We start from the raw sequence: 18,655 nt of genomic DNA on the forward strand, positions 1-18,655 counted from the left end.
ATGAGAAGGGTGGAAAAGCATAATCATGAAAACATTAACATTAAAGAATAAATTTCAGACAAATGTCACCTTAGTTGCCAATGATTTCATTGATAACTATATGATACAGGCAAACGGTGAGTTCGTAAAAGTATACCTGTTCCTTCTGAGGCATCTGGATGATCCTTGTTCATCCCTGACAATTCCTATGATTGCAGATTGCCTGAACAATACAGAAAAGGACATCTTAAGAGCCTTCAGATACTGGAAATCTGAAGGGCTTTTAACTCTGGAAAAGGACGAAGAAGGCAGAATTACCGGAGTCGAACTGGAAAAGGCAGCTTCCATTGCCACGGCAAGGGAGGACGCCCCAGAGGCCACGCCGCCGCCAGTATCTTCCGCAAATGTTTCTCAAAAGATACAGACAGTCCCCTTAATGCCGGCTGTGGATACTCACACTGCTACTGCTATACCGCTGACTTCCTTTAAAGCGCAGAAAGAGCTCAAGTCTCTTCTCTTTATCGCGGAGCAGTATTTAGGAAAGACACTGTCTCGAACAGATGTGGATTCCATTACATATTTTTACCAGGATCTCAAGATGTCCGCAGATTTAATAGAATATCTGATAGAATCCTGTGTGGAGAACGGGCACAAGAGCATCCATTACATCCAGAAGGTTGCCCTGTCCTGGACTGACAGCAACATTACCTCTGTAGAACAGGCCCGTCAGTCTTCGTCTGCATATAATAAGAACTGCTACACCGTTCTGAATGCTTTCGGTATCAAGAACAGAGGCCCGGCACCTGCGGAGCTTGAATTCATCAAAAAGTGGACAGAAGAGTTTGGGTTTTCCCTGGATATCATACAGGAAGCATGCAGGCGGACCATTGCGTCCACGCATCAGCCTAGTTTCGAATATGCAGACACTATTCTCACAAAATGGAATGCGGGTCAGGTACATCACCTGCAGGATATTGCTGCCTTGGACGAGGCTTTCCAGAAAGAAAAGTCTTCTCATAAATCTGTCGGCAGCAAGCAAAAGCCTGTTGCGAAGAATCTTAATAATTTTGAGAGACGAGCCTACGACATGGAATCCCTGGAGGAGCAACTATTAAACAGTAATTTAAAGGAGCACAGCTGTGGGACTTAAAACATCACAATATCAGACTATTATGCGCGGTTACGAGCAAAAGCAGCTTCATAGCCGCGATATCTTGCGAAGCCGCTATAAAGAAGTCTACAGGAAGCTGCCGGAATTCAAATCTTTAGATGATTCTATCTCTGTTCTCTCCGTTTCTTTCGGCAAAAAACTGTTGAACGGAGATGAGAAGGCTGTAGATTCTCTGAAAGAGGAACTGACAACTTTAAGAAACCAAAAGCAGGATTTGCTTCATTCCGGTGGATTTTCTGCGGATTATCTTGAACCTGTCTATGAATGCAGTGACTGTCATGATACAGGCTATATCGGTAACCAGAAATGCCATTGTTTCAAGAAATCCGTCATTGGTCTTCTTTACGAGCAGTCTAATCTAAAAGATATTCTCAGACGGGAAAATTTTGAAACATTTTCTCTTGACTACTATTCTGCTAATTATGTAGACAGCAGAACGGGGCGGTCTTCTATGCAGGTAATAAAGGACGCCCTCCAGATCTGCCATACTTTTGTTGATACCTTTAAAAGGGATTTTCAGAATTTGTTTTTGTATGGGGATGTAGGGGTTGGAAAGACCTTCCTCTCAAATTGCATCGCCAAGGAGCTGATGGATAAGGAATTTTCGGTTCTTTATTTCTCAGCTTCAAAGTTTTTCTCTATCTTGGCAAAAAATACCTTTGACAAAAGCGATGTTGATGCACAGAATATGTATGAGTACATTTTTGACTGTGATTTATTGATTATCGATGATCTTGGAACAGAATTTACCAACACATTCATTGCATCGCAGTTTTTTACCTGTGTCAATGAGCGGCTTCTCAGCCGCAGATCTACCATTATATCAACCAATCTTTCACTGGACAGTCTTGCGGACCTGTATACAGAGCGTACATTTTCCAGAATCACAAGTAATTACACTATGCTGAGGCTGATTGGTGATGACATTAGAATTAAAAAGAAATTAAAAAACAGGGAGGAACAATCATGTTACACCGCACAGAAAGAACTCTAGAAAATATTCCGGTAGGCGCCTTGGGCCTGATTCCAGTTGTAGGATGTGAGGAGCTTGGCAGCAAGGTCAACGACTACCTGGTAAAGTGGAGAAAAGAAAGTGCACATGAACACAAAGACGATGTGGCGTTCTCTGGTTATGAGAGAGAAACCTATATTATAGATGCCAAGGTTCCAAGATTCGGCTCAGGGGAAGCAAAAGGTATTATCAATGAATCCGTGCGCGGAAAAGATATTTACCTTATGGTTGATGTATGCAACTATAATGTCTCCTATTCCCTTACCGGCAATGCAAACCATATGTCCCCGGATGATCATTTCCAGAATCTGAAGCGAGTGATTGCGGCTATAGGGGGAAAGTGCCGTCGGATCAATGTCATTATGCCCTTCCTGTATGAGAGCCGCCAGCACAAGAGAAACGGCAGGGAATCCCTGGACTGTGCTCTTGCCCTTCAGGAGCTGGTACGCATGGGTGCGGATAACATTATTACCTTTGACGCACACGACCCCAGGGTGCAGAATGCAATCCCCTTAAACGGCTTTGAGACGGTTCCATCCACCTATCAGTTTATCAAAGGACTGCTCCGCCATGTAAAAGATTTACAGCTGGACTGTGAGCATATGATGGTAATCAGCCCCGATGAGGGTGGCACAAACCGGGCAATTTATCTTGCCAATGTTTTGGGTCTTGACATGGGCATGTTCTACAAACGCCGGGATTATACAAAGATTGTAAACGGGCGCAATCCGATTGTTGCCCACGAATTTCTTGGCAGTCCAGTGGAGGGCAAGGATGTCATTATTATTGACGATATGATTTCATCCGGTGACAGCATTATTGAAGTAGCAGCCGAATTAAAGCGCCGTAAAGCAAAGAGGATATTTGCTGCTTCAACTTTTGGATTGTTTACAAATGGGATGGACAAGTTTGATAAGGCTTATGAAGAAGGAGTCCTTACAGGGGTACTGGCGACAAACCTGATCTACCAGTCGCCGGCTCTTCTTTCCAAGCCATACTACATCAGCTGCGATATGAGCAAGTACATTGCTCTGCTGATTGATACGCTGAACCATGATGGTTCGATCAGCACACTGCTAAGCCCAAGTGAGCGAATCCAGAACGTATTGCAGAAATATAAGAACGGAATGGAAATATAAAAAGAAATTGGTCTTTAAAAAACGAGACAGGAACTTACCAATCGGCAGGTTCCTGTCCCGTTTTTTTGACATACAAGATAATTAAGCCTCTTCCGGCACAACAATCAGATCTTTAGTGAAGTGATTTAAAACTTCGCATCCATCTTCTGTTATGAGCACAAGGTCTTCAATACGAACACCGATTCCCTCGTCAGAAAGGTAAATTCCCGGTTCTACAGAGAAACACTGTCCGGGTTTAATAATATCTGTGTTTACAGAAGATACATCGCCAAACTCATGATCCTCCAACCCTATTGAGTGTCCTGTTCTGTGAGTGAAGTATTCTCCAAATCCCTTTTCTGTGATATAGTCACGTGCAGCGGCGTCAACATCGCACATCCTGTTTCCAGGTTTTGCAGCTGCTATTCCCCTTCTATTCGCTTCTACAACGATATCATAGATCTCCCTTGCTCTGTCAGACACTTCTCCGATAAATACGGTTCTGGTCAAATCTGATGCATAGTGGTCTTTAAAGCCTCCGATATCAAGAATTACACAGTCTCCACGTTTTCCCTTGGAATCATCCGTAACATGGTGAGGATCTGCAGCGCCTTTGGCATATGCAGTGATCGGATCAAAAGATACATCCTCGCATCCCAGATCTTTATATATCTCACGGATTTTTGCATTCAGCTCTTTTTCAGTAAGTCCTTTTGCTACCCATGGAATCAATCTCTCTACCGCAATATCATTCAGTCTGGAAGATTCCCGCATCAGTGCCTGTTCTTTCTCATCCTTAATCATTCTGATGTAGTCTATAATCATAGAGCCATTTAAGAACTTGCTTCCGGCACCCAGCTCCTGTAGTCTGAGTAAAAATCTAGCCGGCCAGATTTTATCGATACCGATGGGTTTATCTTTTTCTACAAATTTAGAAAGAATCTCAACACCATCCTGTACGTCGTTATAATATACCAGATCCACTCCAAGATCCTTCTCCTGTGGGAATAGCTCATTAATCATCAGCTTATGATTTCCATTCACATTTAAGTAGAGTGCCAGCAGCCTCTCTCCTGGAATAATCATCTTTCCTGTGAGCCAGAAAATAGTCAGGGGATCCGCAATAATCATCTGCGGCATATCCTGCTCCTTCATCGCATCCAGTATTCTGTTCAATTTTCCTGTGTCCATCAATACTCCTCCTTCTTTGACATCCCATGTGCAAATTTTATAAACATACCATAGTAATTGTAAGACTATTTATGTGAAGTGTCAATCCATTTTGGGAATAAAGAATAAGCATTCTATTATACAAACAGACCCTGCAAGAATCTGCCTCGCCGGCAGTTTCTTACAAAGTCTGTTTTGTTTTATTCTTCTGTAGAAACAAGTTCTTCTGTTGATGCTACACTCTGTTCTTCTGTCTGTTCTTCATTCGGTTTTGTTTCATCCAAATCCACTTCTTCGTCAAAGTCGATTTCATCGTCTTCCGCAAGTTCGGTGTTTAGTTTTACATCCCGGTACCGTTTCATACCTGTACCTGCAGGAATATGTTTACCAATAATAACATTTTCCTTAAGACCTACCAGATGATCCACCTTTCCTTTGATTGCAGCTTCCGTGAGCACTTTAGTGGTCTCCTGGAAGGAAGCTGCTGACAAGAATGAATCTGTTGCAAGAGATGCTTTCGTGATACCCAGCATAATCTGCTCGCCTGTTGCAGGCTCTTTTCCCTCTGCCTCAAGCTGTTCGTTGACCTCGGAAAATTCCAGTACATCCACCATAGTTCCCGGCAGGAATTCAGAATCTCCCCTTTCCTCAACCCGGACTTTCTTAAGCATTTGACGGACAATAACCTCAATATGCTTATCGTTGATTTCAACACCCTGCAGACGATATACTCGCTGCACTTCCTGAATCATGTAATCCTGAGCAGCACGAAGTCCTTTAATCTTCAGGATATCGTGAGGATTCACGCTTCCTTCTGTCAGTTCATCACCGGCCTCCAGATGCGCTCCGTCCTGTACCTTAATGCGGGAACCATAAGGAATCAAGTAAGCTTTAGACTCTCCTGTCTCATCATTTGATACAATAATTTCGCGTTTCTTCTTTGTATCACTGATTGTTGCAGTACCTGCAAATTCGGTAATAATAGCAAGACCTTTTGGTTTTCTCGCCTCAAAAAGTTCTTCGACACGAGGAAGTCCCTGTGTGATATCATCGCCGGCAACACCGCCTGTATGGAAAGTACGCATGGTTAGCTGTGTACCGGGTTCACCGATAGACTGTGCCGCAATAATACCGACAGCCTCACCAACCTGAACAGCCTCACCGGTTGCCATATTGGCCCCATAGCACTTGGAGCATACACCGTTCTTGCACTTACACGTCAGCATAGTACGAATTCTTACCTTTTCAGGCGTTTTGCCCTTTTCATCCACACCTTTTTTCATAATCAGCTCTGCACGTCTTGGCGTGATCATATGGTTTGCTTTCACAAGCACCTGGCCATCTTTATCTTTGATATCTTCCCCCAGGAAACGTCCTGTAATTCGTTCCTGAAGGCTTTCAATTTCTTCATTGCCGTCCATGAATGCCTTAACATACATTCCCGGAATTTCTTTTCCCTCTTCCTGGCAGTCACTGTCATGGATAATCAGCTCCTGTGAAACATCAACCAGACGCCTGGTCAGGTATCCTGAATCGGCTGTACGAAGAGCTGTATCGGAAAGTCCCTTACGTGCTCCGTGGGCCGACATGAAATACTCCAGTACGTCCAGACCTTCACGGAAGTTGGACTTAATAGGCAGCTCAATCGTACGTCCGGTAGTGTCAGCCATCAGACCACGCATGCCGGCAAGCTGTTTAATCTGCTTATCAGAACCACGGGCTCCGGAATCTGCCATCATAAAGATATTATTGTATTCATCCAGGCCTGAAAGCAGTGCCTCTGTAAGCTTATCGTCAGTTACTTTCCAGGTCTCAACAACCTCTTTATACCGCTCTTCTTCCGTGATCAAACCGCGCTTGTAGTTCTTTGTAATCTTATCTACTGTATTCTGAGCATCTTCAATCATCTGCGGTTTCTCGGGCGGCACAGTCATGTCGGAGATTGATACTGTCATGGCTGCCTTTGTTGAATATTTGTAACCGATAGCTTTTACATTATCCAGCACTTCCGCCGTCTGTGTTGCTCCGTGGGTGTTAATCACCCTCTCCAGAATCTGTTTTAACTGCTTCTTAGCCACAAGGAAATCTATTTCCAGCAAAAGAGCATTCTCTTCCTTCTCCCGGTCTACAAATCCAAGATCCTGAGGGATAATCTCATTGAACAAAAGTCTTCCCAGTGTGGCATCAATAACCCCTGTTTTTTCACTGCCATCCGGCATAGTTTTTGACACACGAACCTTAATCATGGAGTGAAGGGTAATATATCCGTTCTCATAGGCGAGAATTGCCTCATTAATATTCTTAAAGAACATTCCCTCACCCTTTGATCCCGGTCTTAACTGTGTCAGATAATAGATACCGAGTACCATATCCTGTGAAGGGACGGCAACCGGACCACCATCAGATGGTTTCAGCAGATTGTTCGGTGAAAGCAGCAAAAATCTGCACTCTGCCTGAGCCTCTACAGACAGCGGCACGTGGACAGCCATCTGGTCCCCGTCAAAATCGGCATTATATGCGGTACATACCAGGGGATGCAGCTTGATAGCTTTCCCCTCTACAAGGATAGGTTCAAAGGCCTGAATACCCAGTCTGTGCAGTGTAGGAGCCCGGTTTAGCATAACCGGGTGTTCCTTGATTACTTCTTCAAGTACATCCCATACCTCAGGTTGAAGCCTCTCTACCATTTTCTTTGCATTTTTAATATTGTGAGCTGTGCCGTTTGCTACCAGTTCTTTCATAACAAAGGGTTTAAACAGCTCAATTGCCATCTCTTTTGGCAGACCGCACTGATAAATTTTCAGCTCCGGCCCGACCACGATAACAGAACGCCCTGAATAATCGACACGTTTTCCAAGCAGATTCTGACGGAAACGTCCGGACTTTCCTTTCAGCATGTCGGAAAGAGACTTCAATGCTCTGTTTCCCGGTCCTGTTACCGGACGGCCGCGGCGCCCATTGTCAATCAGGGCGTCTACAGCCTCCTGCAGCATACGCTTTTCATTGCGGACAATAATATCCGGCGCACCCAGTTCCAGCAATCTCTTGAGGCGGTTGTTTCTATTGATAATTCTTCTGTATAAATCATTTAGGTCGGATGTCGCAAACCGCCCGCCATCTAGCTGTACCATAGGCCTAAGGTCAGGCGGAATGACTGGAATTGCCGTCAGAATCATCCATTCCGGTTTGTTTCCGGATTCACGGAATGCTTCCACAACCTCCAGACGCTTTACAATTCTTGCACGTTTCTGTCCTGTGGCATTGGCAAGTCCTGCCTGCAGCTCTGCGTATTCCTTCTCCAGATCAATCGCCTGCAAAAGCTCCTGGATGGCCTCTGCACCCATTCCTACTCGGAAAGTACCATAGCCCCATTTTTCCTTCTCTTCCTGATATTCAGCTTCAGACAAAACCTGTTTATACTGCAGATTGGTCTCGCCTTTGTCCAGTACAATATAGGAAGCAAAATACAATACTCTCTCCAGTGTTCTCGGCGAAATATCCAGAATTAACCCCATACGGCTTGGAATGCCTTTAAAATACCAGATATGAGAAACCGGAGCTGCCAGGGCAATATGCCCCATGCGCTCACGGCGAACAGATGCTTTTGTGACTTCAACACCACATCTGTCGCAGACTACCCCTTTATATCGAATCTTCTTATACTTTCCACAGTGGCATTCCCAGTCTTTGCTTGGCCCGAAAATCTTTTCACAAAAAAGTCCATCTTTCTCAGGTTTGAGTGTTCTATAATTAATGGTCTCAGGTTTTGTAACCTCTCCTCGGGACCATTCCAGAATTTTATCCGGTGAAGCCAGACCGATTTTGATTGCATCAAAAGTTAATGGCTGAAATTGTTGTTCATTATTACTTGCTGGCATATATGACTCCTCCTATTCTTCGTCATCCATAAAATCATCAACGTCGGCTTCGTCATTCTCTTCCACGGAATCATCCTCTTCAGGCTCCACATTTTCAAGTTCTTCTCCAACAAATTCCTGTTCCGTGAAACCGTGATGTCCGTAGGATTCATTCTCATCACGATATCTTCGGTCTCCTTCGATAATAGAATGCAGATCTGTCTCGCCATAATCTGAGGCTTCCATAATCTCAACTTCTGTATTGTCATCACGCAGCACCCGTACATCCAGTGCCAGTGACTGAAGTTCTTTCAAAAGAACCTTAAAGGATTCTGGAATACCCGGTTCAGGAATATTCTCGCCTTTTATAATTGCTTCGTAAGTTTTCACACGTCCCACAACGTCGTCAGATTTTACAGTCAGTATCTCCTGTAAAGTATAGGATGCGCCATAGGCCTCCAGAGCCCAAACCTCCATCTCCCCGAAACGTTGTCCGCCGAACTGAGCTTTACCGCCCAGGGGCTGCTGTGTGACAAGTGAGTATGGGCCGGTAGAACGTGCATGAATCTTATCGTCTACCAGATGATGGAGCTTCAGATAGTGCATATGCCCGATTGTAACCGGACTGTCAAAAAGCTCTCCGGTACGACCGTCACGCAGACGTACTTTCCCGTCACGTGAAAGCGGAACGCCTTTCCACAGCTTCCTGTTCTCTCTGTTGTCAGAGAGATACTTAAGGACTTCCGGAAGCAGGTCATCGCCATGTCTCTTCTCAAATTCTTCCCACTCCAGATTGACATAATCATCTGCCAGATCTAGAGTATCCATAATATCAATCTCATTTGCCCCATCGAAAACCGGGGTAGAAATATTAAATCCAAGTGCCTTTGCAGCAAGACTTAAGTGAATTTCCAGTACCTGTCCGATATTCATACGGGAAGGCACACCCAATGGGTTCAGCACAATATCCAGAGGGCGCCCGTTCGGAAGATAAGGCATATCCTCGACCGGGAGCACACGGGAAACAACACCCTTGTTGCCGTGACGTCCTGCCATCTTATCCCCCACTGAAATCTTTCTCTTCTGGGCAATATAGATGCGGACTGCCTGATTTACACCGGGAGAAAGTTCATCTCCGTTTTCCCTTGTAAATACCTTTGCATCAACAATTATACCATATTCTCCATGGGGCACTTTCAGGGAAGTATCCCTTACTTCACGTGCTTTTTCACCAAAAATTGCCCGCAGCAGTCTTTCTTCCGCTGTCAGCTCTGTCTCTCCCTTAGGAGTTACTTTTCCGACCAGGATATCTCCTGCACGAACCTCTGCACCAATGCGGATAATTCCTCTTTCATCCAGATCCTTGAGTGCATCATCACCGACACCCGGTATATCTCTTGTGATTTCTTCCGGTCCCAGCTTTGTATCACGGGCTTCTGCCTCATATTCTTCAATGTGAACAGATGTATATACATCATCCTGTACCAGTCTTTCACTTAACAGAACTGCATCCTCGTAATTATAGCCTTCCCATGTCATAAAACCAATCAATGGGTTTTTGCCAAGCGCCATCTCGCCGTTGGAAGTAGACGGACCGTCTGCAATTACTTGTCCTTCCTCCACACGTTCGCCCTTATCGACAATTGGTCTTTGATTATAGCAGTTGCTCTGGTTACTTCTCAGGAACTTTGTTAACTTATAGGTTTTCTTTGTTCCGTCATCATGACGAATTGTAATGTCTGCAGATGTAGAACGTTCAACCACGCCCGCTTTCTCCGATACCATGCATACGCCGGAGTCAACAGCCGATTTCACTTCCATACCTGTACCTACGGCCGGAGCCTCCGTAGTAAGCAGCGGCACTGCCTGGCGCTGCATGTTTGAACCCATCAGGGCACGGTTGGCATCGTCATTTTCCAGGAAAGGAATCAGGGCGGTTGCTACAGAGAAGACCATCTTAGGAGAAACGTCCATAAAATCAAACTTGTTTCTTTCATATTCCTGTGTCTCTTCGCGGTAACGGCCGGAAACATTCTTTCTGCGGAAATGTCCTTCATCATCCAGTGGCTCATTCGCCTGTGCCACATGATAATTATCTTCTTCATCTGCTGTCATGTAGACAACTTCTTCTGTAACAATAGGGTTCTCAGGGTCAGTCTTATCTATCTTACGGTATGGTGCTTCTATAAAACCATACTCATTAATTCTCGCATAGCAGGCAAGAGAGTTGATCAGACCGATATTAGGACCTTCAGGGGTCTCAATAGGACACATTCTTCCATAATGGGAATAATGAACGTCACGAACCTCAAATCCGGCACGATCTCTGGAAAGCCCACCCGGCCCCAATGCAGACAGACGTCTCTTGTGAGTCAGCTCACCCAATGGGTTATTCTGGTCCATGAACTGAGACAGCTGGGAAGAACCAAAGAATTCTTTCACTGCTGCCGTCACAGGCTTAATGTTAATCAAAGACTGGGGAGAAATCCCCTCCTGATCCTGTGTTGTCATTCTTTCACGGACAACCCTCTCCAACCTGGACAAACCGATTCTGTACTGGTTCTGGAGAAGTTCTCCTACCGCACGGATACGTCTGTTTCCCAAATGGTCAATATCATCGTCATTACCTATTCCATACTCAAGATGGATATTATAATTAATGGACGCCAGAATATCTTCCTTTGTAATATGCTTAGGAATCAAGTCGTGGATATCTCTGTGCATCAAATGCTTCAGTTCTTCGATATCCCCGGCGCTCTCTTCCAGAAGACCCTCCAGTACCGGATAGTATACCTGTTCTGTAACCCCGACTTCCTTTGGATCAATATCAACAATCGCCTGTAAATCCACCATCATATTAGAAAGAATCTTAATATTACGGGATTCTTCTTCGCCTTCCACCCATACATAGGGTGACGCAGAGTTCTGAATATCATCTGCCAATTCTCTTGTGATTACTGTGCCTTTTTCTGCAATGACTTCACCTGTCAGAGGGCTGACAACATCCTCCGCCACTCTCTGTCCTCTGATGCGGTTCTTGAGTGCCAGCTTTTTGTTGAATTTATAGCGTCCAACCTTTGCCAGATCGTATCGTCTTGGGTCAAAAAACATGCTTGTAATCAAGCTTTCCGCGCTGTCTACAGCAAGAGGCTCACCAGGTCTTATCTTCTTATAAAGCTCCAGCAAACCTTCATGATAGCTTTCGGCTGTATCTTTGCCAAAGCTTGCAAGGATTTTCGGTTCTTCACCAAATAAATCAATGATTTCTGCATTGGTTCCGATTCCCAGTGCACGGATTAACACGGTAATCGGCACCTTCCTCGTTCTATCTACACGTACATAAAAAACGTCATTGGAGTCTGTCTCATACTCCAGCCATGCACCACGGTTCGGGATGACTGTTGCTGAATAAAGTTCTTTTCCGAGTTTGTCATGAGTAATTCCATAATAAATCCCCGGCGAGCGGACCAGCTGACTTACAATAACACGCTCGGCACCGTTGATCACGAAGGTACCGGTCTTCGTCATAAGCGGAAGGTCACCCATAAATATTTCATGTTCGTTTATCTCATCATTGTCTTTGTTGTAAAGTCTGACCCTTACCTTCAAAGGCGCTGCGTATGTTGCATCACGCTCCTTGCACTCTTCGATTGTGTACTTCATATCACTCTCGCAGAGTGTAAAATCGACGAATTCCAGACTTAAATGACCGCTGAAGTCGGAGATTGGGGAAATATCGTCAAATACCTCTTTTAGTCCTTCATCCAGAAACCACTGGTACGAGTCTTTCTGGACTTCAATAAGATTCGGCATCTCTAATACTTCTTTTTGTCTGGAATAGCTCATGCGTAAGCTTTTTCCGTTTGTGATGGGACGAATTCTGTTTTTCTCCATTGACGTTTCACTCCTCATATATTTTTTTGCGGGCTTACGAGTCGCCCTTCAATAGTTCCATTAATATAGCAAAATAAGGAAAGAGCCATGTGACAGTAAACTGTTACTACAATGGCATACCTTTCCACAATAGCGCATTTTCTACTATATCACATAGCTCTTTCCTCTGTCAACATATTTTTCACTAATGTGCGAAAAACCTCTTGACATCTTTCAATTTCTGTGGTAAGAACAAACTCATTTGGCTTGTGAGCCTGCTTTAAGCTTCCCGGTCCGCAGGACACACACTCTTTGTTCTTCAGCTTTCCGGCAATCACTGCCGTGTCAGTATAGCCCGGAAAAGCACTGACCTCAGGCATTTTCCCTGTAACTTCCTCAAAAGCCTTTTTAAGTCCTGCCAGTAATACCGACTCGGGATGAGCTTCCACCCACGGCCGATTACCGGTGATCCTGTAGCTGCCCTTTACTCCCGGCACCTGTTTTTGACCTTCTTCTATCGCCGCATTCAGAATCTCTTCAGCCTGTTTCGTGTCCATGGGCGGTACCAGCCTCATGTCAATTGTCGCTTGACAGCTATCCGGCACTACGTAGGGGCTGTACCCTCCTTCCATCTGTCCGAAGGTAACCGTTGAGCGCCCCAGTTCAGGATGCACAGGGCATTGGGCGATTTTCCTTCTTATATAAGTAATCATTGCCGCCATTCCCGCTATGGCATCCGCACCTTTTTCCGGCATACTGGCATGGGCGGTAATCCCCTGTACATTCAGCTCGAACCAAGTGCGTCCTTTATGCGACATCTGTAGCTGCCCATCTGTGGGTTCCGTGTCCATGATCCAGTCATTGTCCGTCACCCATCCGTCTTCAATGACCTTCTCCGCACCCTGCATGTCACCCTCCTCATCCACGGTTCCAATAAACACAAGGGAATGTTTCAAATTAAGGTCACCCCTCTTTATCTGATCCGCAGTTTCAGCAAATACACTGAGGGCACCTGCAAGTCCTGATTTCATGTCACAGGCCCCTCGGCCCATAAGTCTGCCATCTTCCAGGATTCCTTCAAAGGCTTTTATATCCCAGCCGTTTCCTTTTACAACAGTATCCATATGGCAGATGAATACAAGCGCCGGATGCTTCGCCTCACCCTCCAGAACTGCCCGTACATTAAACCGCCCCGGATACACAGCAGATTTCTCAGTTTTCACGCCGGCCCTTTCAAGATACTGACAGATAAAATCTCCCATCTGCCCCTCAAAGGTTCCCGGGTTTGTACTTTCTATCCTGACCAGCTGAGCAGCCAGATCGACTGCATCCCGCATGTTGCACCTCCTCTTACTGCAAAGGGGTCAGTCCCTTTTGCAGTCCGTTTTCTGAATATTCTCAATATTTATTGCCCATAATAGGCGTCCGCCCCATGTTTCCTGTAGTAGTGCTTATCCTGCAGTTCCTGTGGAGCCGGCTGAACCTGCTGGTTTATCCACTCGCATCTGGCCGCCATTTTCGCCACTTCTTCCAGAACCACTGCATTGTGCACTGCATTGTGTGCATCCGTTCCCCAGGTAAAAGGCCCGTGGTTCTTACAGAGCACTGCCGGCATGGAAACGTAGTCTTTATCTTTGAAGCAGTCTACAATCAATACACCTGTATTTTTCTCGTATGCTTCATTGATTTCTTCTTTTGTCAGATTCCTGACACACGGAATCTCTCCGTACATATAATCAGCGTGTGTAGTTCCATAGCACGGAATTCCTCTTCCTGCCTGAGCCCAGCTCGTTGCCCACTCAGAATGAGTATGTACGATTCCTCCTATATCAGGGAATGCTTTATACAGCTCCAGGTGCGTGGGAGTATCAGAGGATGGATTATAATTTCCTTCCACCTTATTCCCCTCCAGATCCATAACTACCATATCCCCCGGCGTGAGCTTATCATACTCTACGCCGCTGGGCTTGATTACAAAAAGTTCCGCTTCTCTGTCAATACCGCTGACATTCCCCCATGTAAATGTGACCAGTCCATGTTTGGGCAGCAGCATATTCGCTTCAAATACTTCCTTCTTTAACTGTTCCAGCATATTTTTCTCCTTTTTAAAGGGGGCAGACCCCTTTGCAGTCCGTTTTCTGAACCATTATCTCACTTTTTAATGCAGATTTTCCACCGCGCAGCGCTCAATTGCCATACCTTCTTTAAACCGGGTAATAAATGTCTCGAAGCCTTCCACATCTTTTGTATCCGGCTCTATGGAGCTTCCCTCATTTCCGCCAAATACCTTTTCAGACAGATAGTGTGCCAGCGTCTCTCCTTCTTCCTTTTGTGCCATGTAGGCTGCAAGCAGGGCGATTCCCCATGCGCCTCCTTCTCCGGCAGTCTCCATAACAGATACGGGAGCATTCATCGCAGCGGCCATAAGCCTCTGGCCCACACCTTTGGTCTTAAACAGGCCGCCGTGTCCAAGTATTTTATCGATCTGAATATGTTCATCCTTTGTCAGTATATCCATACCAACCTTCAGTGCGCCCAACGCGCCAAACAGATGCGCTCTCATAAAATTGGCAAGATTGAGTTTACTGTCGGGAGTACGGACAAACAGCGGGCGACCCTCGTCCAAATGCAGCATATTTTCACCGGAATAATAGCCGTAAGACAAAAGCCCTCCGCACTCGGCATCTCCCTCCAATGCCTTGTTATATAATACAGAGAACAGCTGATTCATATCCACCTTCATACCAAATGTCTCGACAAATTCTTTGAACAGTCCCACCCAGGCATTTAGGTCTGATGTGCAGTTGTTGGCATGGGCCATGGCAACCAATTCACCAGAAGGGGTTGTCACCAAATCAATCTCTGTATAAACTTTTGAGAGTTCTTTCTCTAGCACAATCATGGCAAATATTGAAGTGCCTGCGGATACATTTCCTGTCCTGACTGCCACACTGTTGGTAGCTGCCATTCCGGTTCCCGCATCTCCTTCAGGAGGGCAGACAGGGATTCCTGCTTCCAGGTCCCCTGAAGGGTCCAGCAGTCTTGCGCCTTCCTCCGTAAGACAGCCGGCATCTTCTCCTGCGGTCAGTACTGTAGGAAGCAGGTCTTTAATCTTCCATGAATATCCTTTCTCCGAGACAAGCTCGTCGAACAGCTTCAGCATTCTCCCATTGAAGTCTTTCTTTTCAGTGTCAATAGGAAACATTCCCGATGCATCGCCAATGCCCAGGACCTTCCGGCCTGTCAGCTGCCAGTGGACATATCCCGATAATGTAGTCAGAAAATCCACGTCTCCAACATGTTCTTCCCCATTCAAAATCGCCTGGTACAGATGAGCGATACTCCATCTCTGAGGCACATTATATTGAAATAATTCTGTCAGTACTCCTGCCGCTTCCCCTGTAATTGTATTTCTCCATGTGCGGAAAGGTACAAGCAGTCTCTCCGTCTTGTCAAATACCAGATATCCATGCATCATTGCGCTGAATCCGATAGCCTTCGGTCTCTTGAGAGAAACGCCATATTTTTCTTTTACATCATCCGCCATATTGTGGTAGCTGTTCTGAAGCCCTTCGCGGACATCCTCCAGATTATATGTCCAAATGCCGTTGTCATAGCTGTTCTCCCATTCATGGCTGCCTGATGCTATGGGAGCAAAGTCCGCGCCTATCAATACAGACTTAATCCGTGTCGATCCCAATTCAATACCAAGTGTTGTACGTCCTTCTACAATATCATTCTTTATGCTGCTTAGACTGCTCATCTCTTTTCCCTCCACTTTAAATGTTTAGTATTCGAACTGCTTTTACTAATAGGTTCCCACTACTGTAGATTTTAACAAATTTGTATTGCCGGACTTGCCAAGAGGCACCCCGGCGGTCAGAACTACCACCTCGCCATTTTGTACATATCCCATTTTCTCTGCTGCTTCTGTGGCATGCAAAAATAAAATTTCCATACTGTACTCTTCCCTGATCATCACAGGCTGTACTCCCCATGACATATTCATCTGGCGGTAAGTATGCTCATCCGGTGTGCATCCTACAATCATACAGGCCGGACGGTATCTGGAAATCATGCGGGCCGTGCGCCCGGACTTACTCACTGTAATGATTGCCCGTGCTCCCAAATCCCGGGCAGTCATGCAGGTGGCATGGGATATAGCCGTTGTCATATCTGTGCGGCTCTCTCCACATCGCTGGTTGAAAATTTCATCATAGTCAATATCACTCTCTGTCCTCACTGCGATTCTCACCATAGTCTTTAAAGCTTCCACCGGGTATTTACCCGCTGCAGTCTCTCCCGACAGCATAATTCCGCTGGTCCCCTGATAAATAGCATTGGACACATCGGTAGTCTCGGCTCTCGTAGGCCGCGGGTTCTTAATCATGGAATCCAGCATCTGCGTGGCAGTAATAACCTGTTTGCCAGCATCATAAACCTTGTGAATAATATCTTTTTGAATAATGGGCACTTCTTCCAGTGGTATCTCTACCCCCATATCCCCTCGGGCTATCATAATTCCATCGGCTGCTTCAATAATACTGTCAATATTGTCCACACCCTGCTGATTCTCAATCTTTGCAATAATATTAATACCCGAGCCGCCATTCTCATTCAGAATCTTTCTGATTGCGTTTACATCCTCCGCACATCGTGTAAATGAAGCCCCAATAAAATCAAAATCCTCCTGGATTCCAAACAGGATATCCTCTTTATCTTTCTGACTGATAAACGGTATATTTACTTCCACCCCCGGGAGATTTATCCCTTTATGGTCAGATATCTCTCCTCCGTTCGTAACACGGCAGTGTACATTGCCATTCTCTATTTCTTCCACCTGCAGGCCCACAAGTCCGTCATCAATTAAAATCGTATCCCCGGGCTTTACATCTTTGTACAGCTCTTTATAAGTAACAGATACCATGTCTTTCGTCCCCTCCACATCTTCGGGTGTCAAAAGAAATGCCTGTCCTTCCGCAAGCTGCACAGGACCAACTTTAAAAGTAGCAATCCGTATCTCGGGTCCTTTCGTATCAAGCAAGGCCCCTATCGGCTTGTCCAGACGCTGCCGTATTTCTTTCAGGCTATCCAAACGCTTTTTTTGTTCCTCATATAAGCCATGTGAAAAGTTGAATCTGGCTATATCCATACCTTCCGTAACCAGTTTTTCTAACACACCGTCCTTATCCGTAGACGGGCCAAGAGTACAAATAATTTTTGTTTTTCGCATACCATGTCATCCTTCCATTCAGATATGTAAATTATAGGGCCCAAAGCTCAGATTGTCAATCCTTCCCGGCATACGGCAAGTGAATCAACAGTTCTCCCTTCATCTCGATTGAAAAAAGGACCGCTGCTTCATAACTACTCCAGTTATCACGCAACAGTCCTAATATAATTTCTTATGAAAGAGCCCTTAATTATTTCAGATTTACTTCTGCTCCCTGTTCCTCAAGTTTAGCTTTGATTTCTTCAGCTTCTGCCTTAGATGCGCCTTCTTTAACCAGCTTAGGAGCTCCGTCAACTAAATCTTTAGCTTCTTTTAATCCGAGTCCTGTAATCTCACGGACAGCTTTGATTACTTTAACCTTAGAAGAGCCTGCAGCTACTAACTCTACATCAAACTCATCCTTCTCTTCTGCTGCGGCAGCACCTTCTCCTGCTGCTGCAACTACAACGCCTGCTGCTGCGGATACACCAAATTCTTCTTCACAAGCTTTTACTAAATCATTTAACTCTAATACTGATAACTCTTTGATTGCTTCAATCATCTCAGCTGTTGTCAACTTAGCCATTTTTTTATCCTCCATTTTAAATTATTTCAGGATTAAATAAATCCTTTTGTTTAGTTTCTTTTTTGAATCAACCAGACTTTGCCGGGATCCTTTTTTCCGGATTATTCAGCCGGTGTCTCTGCTGTTTCGGCAGGAGCCCCTTCGGCTGCCGGAGTATCTTCTGCAGAAGCAGTCTGGGCGTCTGCTTCACCGTCCTGTTCAGCAATCTGCTTGATGACACGAGCAAAATTGGTTATTGGTGACTGAATACTTCCAAGGAATTTGGAAAGTAATTCTTCTCTGGAAGGAATCTTGGAAAGCTCTGTTAAACCTGCGATGTCATAAACATTTCCTTCAACCACGCCGCCCTTTAACTCAAGTGCTGCTGCATCTTTTGCAAATTTACAGAGAATTCTTGCGGGTGCTGTTGCGTCATCTTTGGAAACAGCCATAGCACTTGGCCCCTCCAGGTACTCCTGAAGTCCTTCGAACTCAGTTCCTTCAAAAGCTCTCTTCATCATGGTGTTCTTATATACTTTATAAGTTACACCTGCTTCTCTGAGCTGTTTACGAAGTTCTGTGTCCTGAGACACCGTCAATCCACGATGATCAACGAGAACGACTGACTGGGCATCTTTGATCTCTTCTGAAATTGCATTTACAACTGGTTGTTTTAATTCAACTTTTGCCACGTTCTG

12 protein-coding genes are annotated in these 18,655 nt (G+C 45.2%); 3 read left to right on the plus strand and 9 right to left on the minus strand.

Annotated features, from left to right (window positions below; genetic code table 11):
• The first annotated feature begins 25 nt into the window (after window positions 1–25).
• The 3 genes from BN3456_RS08325 to BN3456_RS08335 are packed head-to-tail and all read left to right on the plus strand — an operon-like array spanning window position 26 to window position 3,301.
• Complete coding sequence (locus tag BN3456_RS08325; protein WP_089983678.1) at window positions 26–1,129, plus strand: DnaD domain protein; 1,104 nt, start codon at window positions 26–28, stop codon at window positions 1,127–1,129.
• Window positions 1,119–2,144 (plus strand): ATP-binding protein, encoded by a 1,026-nt coding sequence (locus BN3456_RS08330; protein WP_089983679.1) that lies wholly within the window; start codon window positions 1,119–1,121, stop codon window positions 2,142–2,144. The genes BN3456_RS08325 and BN3456_RS08330 overlap by 11 nt, the downstream gene beginning before the upstream one ends.
• Window positions 2,117–3,301: a ribose-phosphate pyrophosphokinase gene (locus BN3456_RS08335; protein WP_089983680.1), complete on the plus strand. Its 1,185-nt coding sequence runs from the start codon at window positions 2,117–2,119 to the stop codon at window positions 3,299–3,301. The genes BN3456_RS08330 and BN3456_RS08335 overlap by 28 nt, the downstream gene beginning before the upstream one ends.
• Before the next feature lie 81 nt (window positions 3,302–3,382).
• Here the strand turns inward: BN3456_RS08335 and BN3456_RS08340 are convergent, their stop codons facing one another.
• The 9 genes from BN3456_RS08340 to rplJ all read right to left on the minus strand — a co-directional run bounded on the left by BN3456_RS08340 (window position 3,383) and on the right by rplJ (window position 18,649).
• Window positions 3,383–4,471, minus strand: coding sequence for a M24 family metallopeptidase (locus BN3456_RS08340; RefSeq protein WP_089983681.1), 1,089 nt, complete (start codon window positions 4,469–4,471; stop codon window positions 3,383–3,385).
• A gap of 179 nt (window positions 4,472–4,650) precedes the next feature.
• The gene (gene rpoC / locus BN3456_RS08345) at window positions 4,651–8,328 is read right to left on the minus strand and encodes a DNA-directed RNA polymerase subunit beta' (RefSeq protein WP_089983682.1); all 3,678 of its coding nucleotides are present in this window, start codon (window positions 8,326–8,328) and stop codon (window positions 4,651–4,653) included.
• 12 nt (window positions 8,329–8,340) lie between these two features.
• Complete coding sequence (locus BN3456_RS08350) at window positions 8,341–12,201, minus strand: DNA-directed RNA polymerase subunit beta (protein WP_089983683.1); 3,861 nt, start codon at window positions 12,199–12,201, stop codon at window positions 8,341–8,343.
• 149 nt (window positions 12,202–12,350) lie between these two features.
• The gene (locus tag BN3456_RS08355; RefSeq protein WP_089983684.1) at window positions 12,351–13,517 is read right to left on the minus strand and encodes a M20 family metallopeptidase; all 1,167 of its coding nucleotides are present in this window, start codon (window positions 13,515–13,517) and stop codon (window positions 12,351–12,353) included.
• Window positions 13,518–13,585: 68 nt separating this feature from the next.
• Window positions 13,586–14,272, minus strand: a complete 687-nt coding sequence (araD, locus tag BN3456_RS08360; protein ID WP_089983685.1) for an L-ribulose-5-phosphate 4-epimerase — start codon at window positions 14,270–14,272, stop codon at window positions 13,586–13,588.
• 66 nt (window positions 14,273–14,338) lie between these two features.
• Complete coding sequence (locus BN3456_RS08365; protein ID WP_089983686.1) at window positions 14,339–15,943, minus strand: xylulokinase; 1,605 nt, start codon at window positions 15,941–15,943, stop codon at window positions 14,339–14,341.
• 45 nt (window positions 15,944–15,988) lie between these two features.
• Entirely contained in the window at window positions 15,989–17,413 is a 1,425-nt protein-coding gene (pyk, locus tag BN3456_RS08370) for a pyruvate kinase (RefSeq protein ID WP_089983687.1), read from the minus strand.
• 190 nt (window positions 17,414–17,603) lie between these two features.
• Window positions 17,604–17,969, minus strand: coding sequence for a 50S ribosomal protein L7/L12 (gene rplL, locus BN3456_RS08375; protein WP_176699153.1), 366 nt, complete (start codon window positions 17,967–17,969; stop codon window positions 17,604–17,606).
• A 110-nt stretch (window positions 17,970–18,079) separates the two neighbouring features.
• Window positions 18,080–18,649 (minus strand): 50S ribosomal protein L10, encoded by a 570-nt coding sequence (gene rplJ, locus BN3456_RS08380; protein WP_089983736.1) that lies wholly within the window; start codon window positions 18,647–18,649, stop codon window positions 18,080–18,082.
• Window positions 18,650–18,655 lie beyond the last annotated feature (6 nt).

This window comes from Clostridium sp. C105KSO13 (assembly GCF_001517425.1).
GTDB lineage: Bacteria > Bacillota > Clostridia > Lachnospirales > Lachnospiraceae > Muricomes.

Coding starts and splice junctions, on each gene's coding strand:
- BN3456_RS08365 (WP_089983686.1), bottom strand. CDS start 15,943: ATGAGCAGTCTAAGCAGCATAAAGAATGATATTGTAGAAGGACGTACA.
- BN3456_RS08355 (WP_089983684.1), bottom strand. CDS start 13,517: ATGCGGGATGCAGTCGATCTGGCTGCTCAGCTGGTCAGGATAGAAAGT.
- rpoC (WP_089983682.1), bottom strand. CDS start 8,328: ATGCCAGCAAGTAATAATGAACAACAATTTCAGCCATTAACTTTTGAT.
- BN3456_RS08335 (WP_089983680.1), top strand. CDS start 2,117: ATGTTACACCGCACAGAAAGAACTCTAGAAAATATTCCGGTAGGCGCC.
- BN3456_RS08350 (WP_089983683.1), bottom strand. CDS start 12,201: ATGGAGAAAAACAGAATTCGTCCCATCACAAACGGAAAAAGCTTACGC.
- BN3456_RS08340 (WP_089983681.1), bottom strand. CDS start 4,471: ATGGACACAGGAAAATTGAACAGAATACTGGATGCGATGAAGGAGCAG.
- araD (WP_089983685.1), bottom strand. CDS start 14,272: ATGCTGGAACAGTTAAAGAAGGAAGTATTTGAAGCGAATATGCTGCTG.
- BN3456_RS08325 (WP_089983678.1), top strand. CDS start 26: ATGAAAACATTAACATTAAAGAATAAATTTCAGACAAATGTCACCTTA.
- pyk (WP_089983687.1), bottom strand. CDS start 17,413: ATGCGAAAAACAAAAATTATTTGTACTCTTGGCCCGTCTACGGATAAG.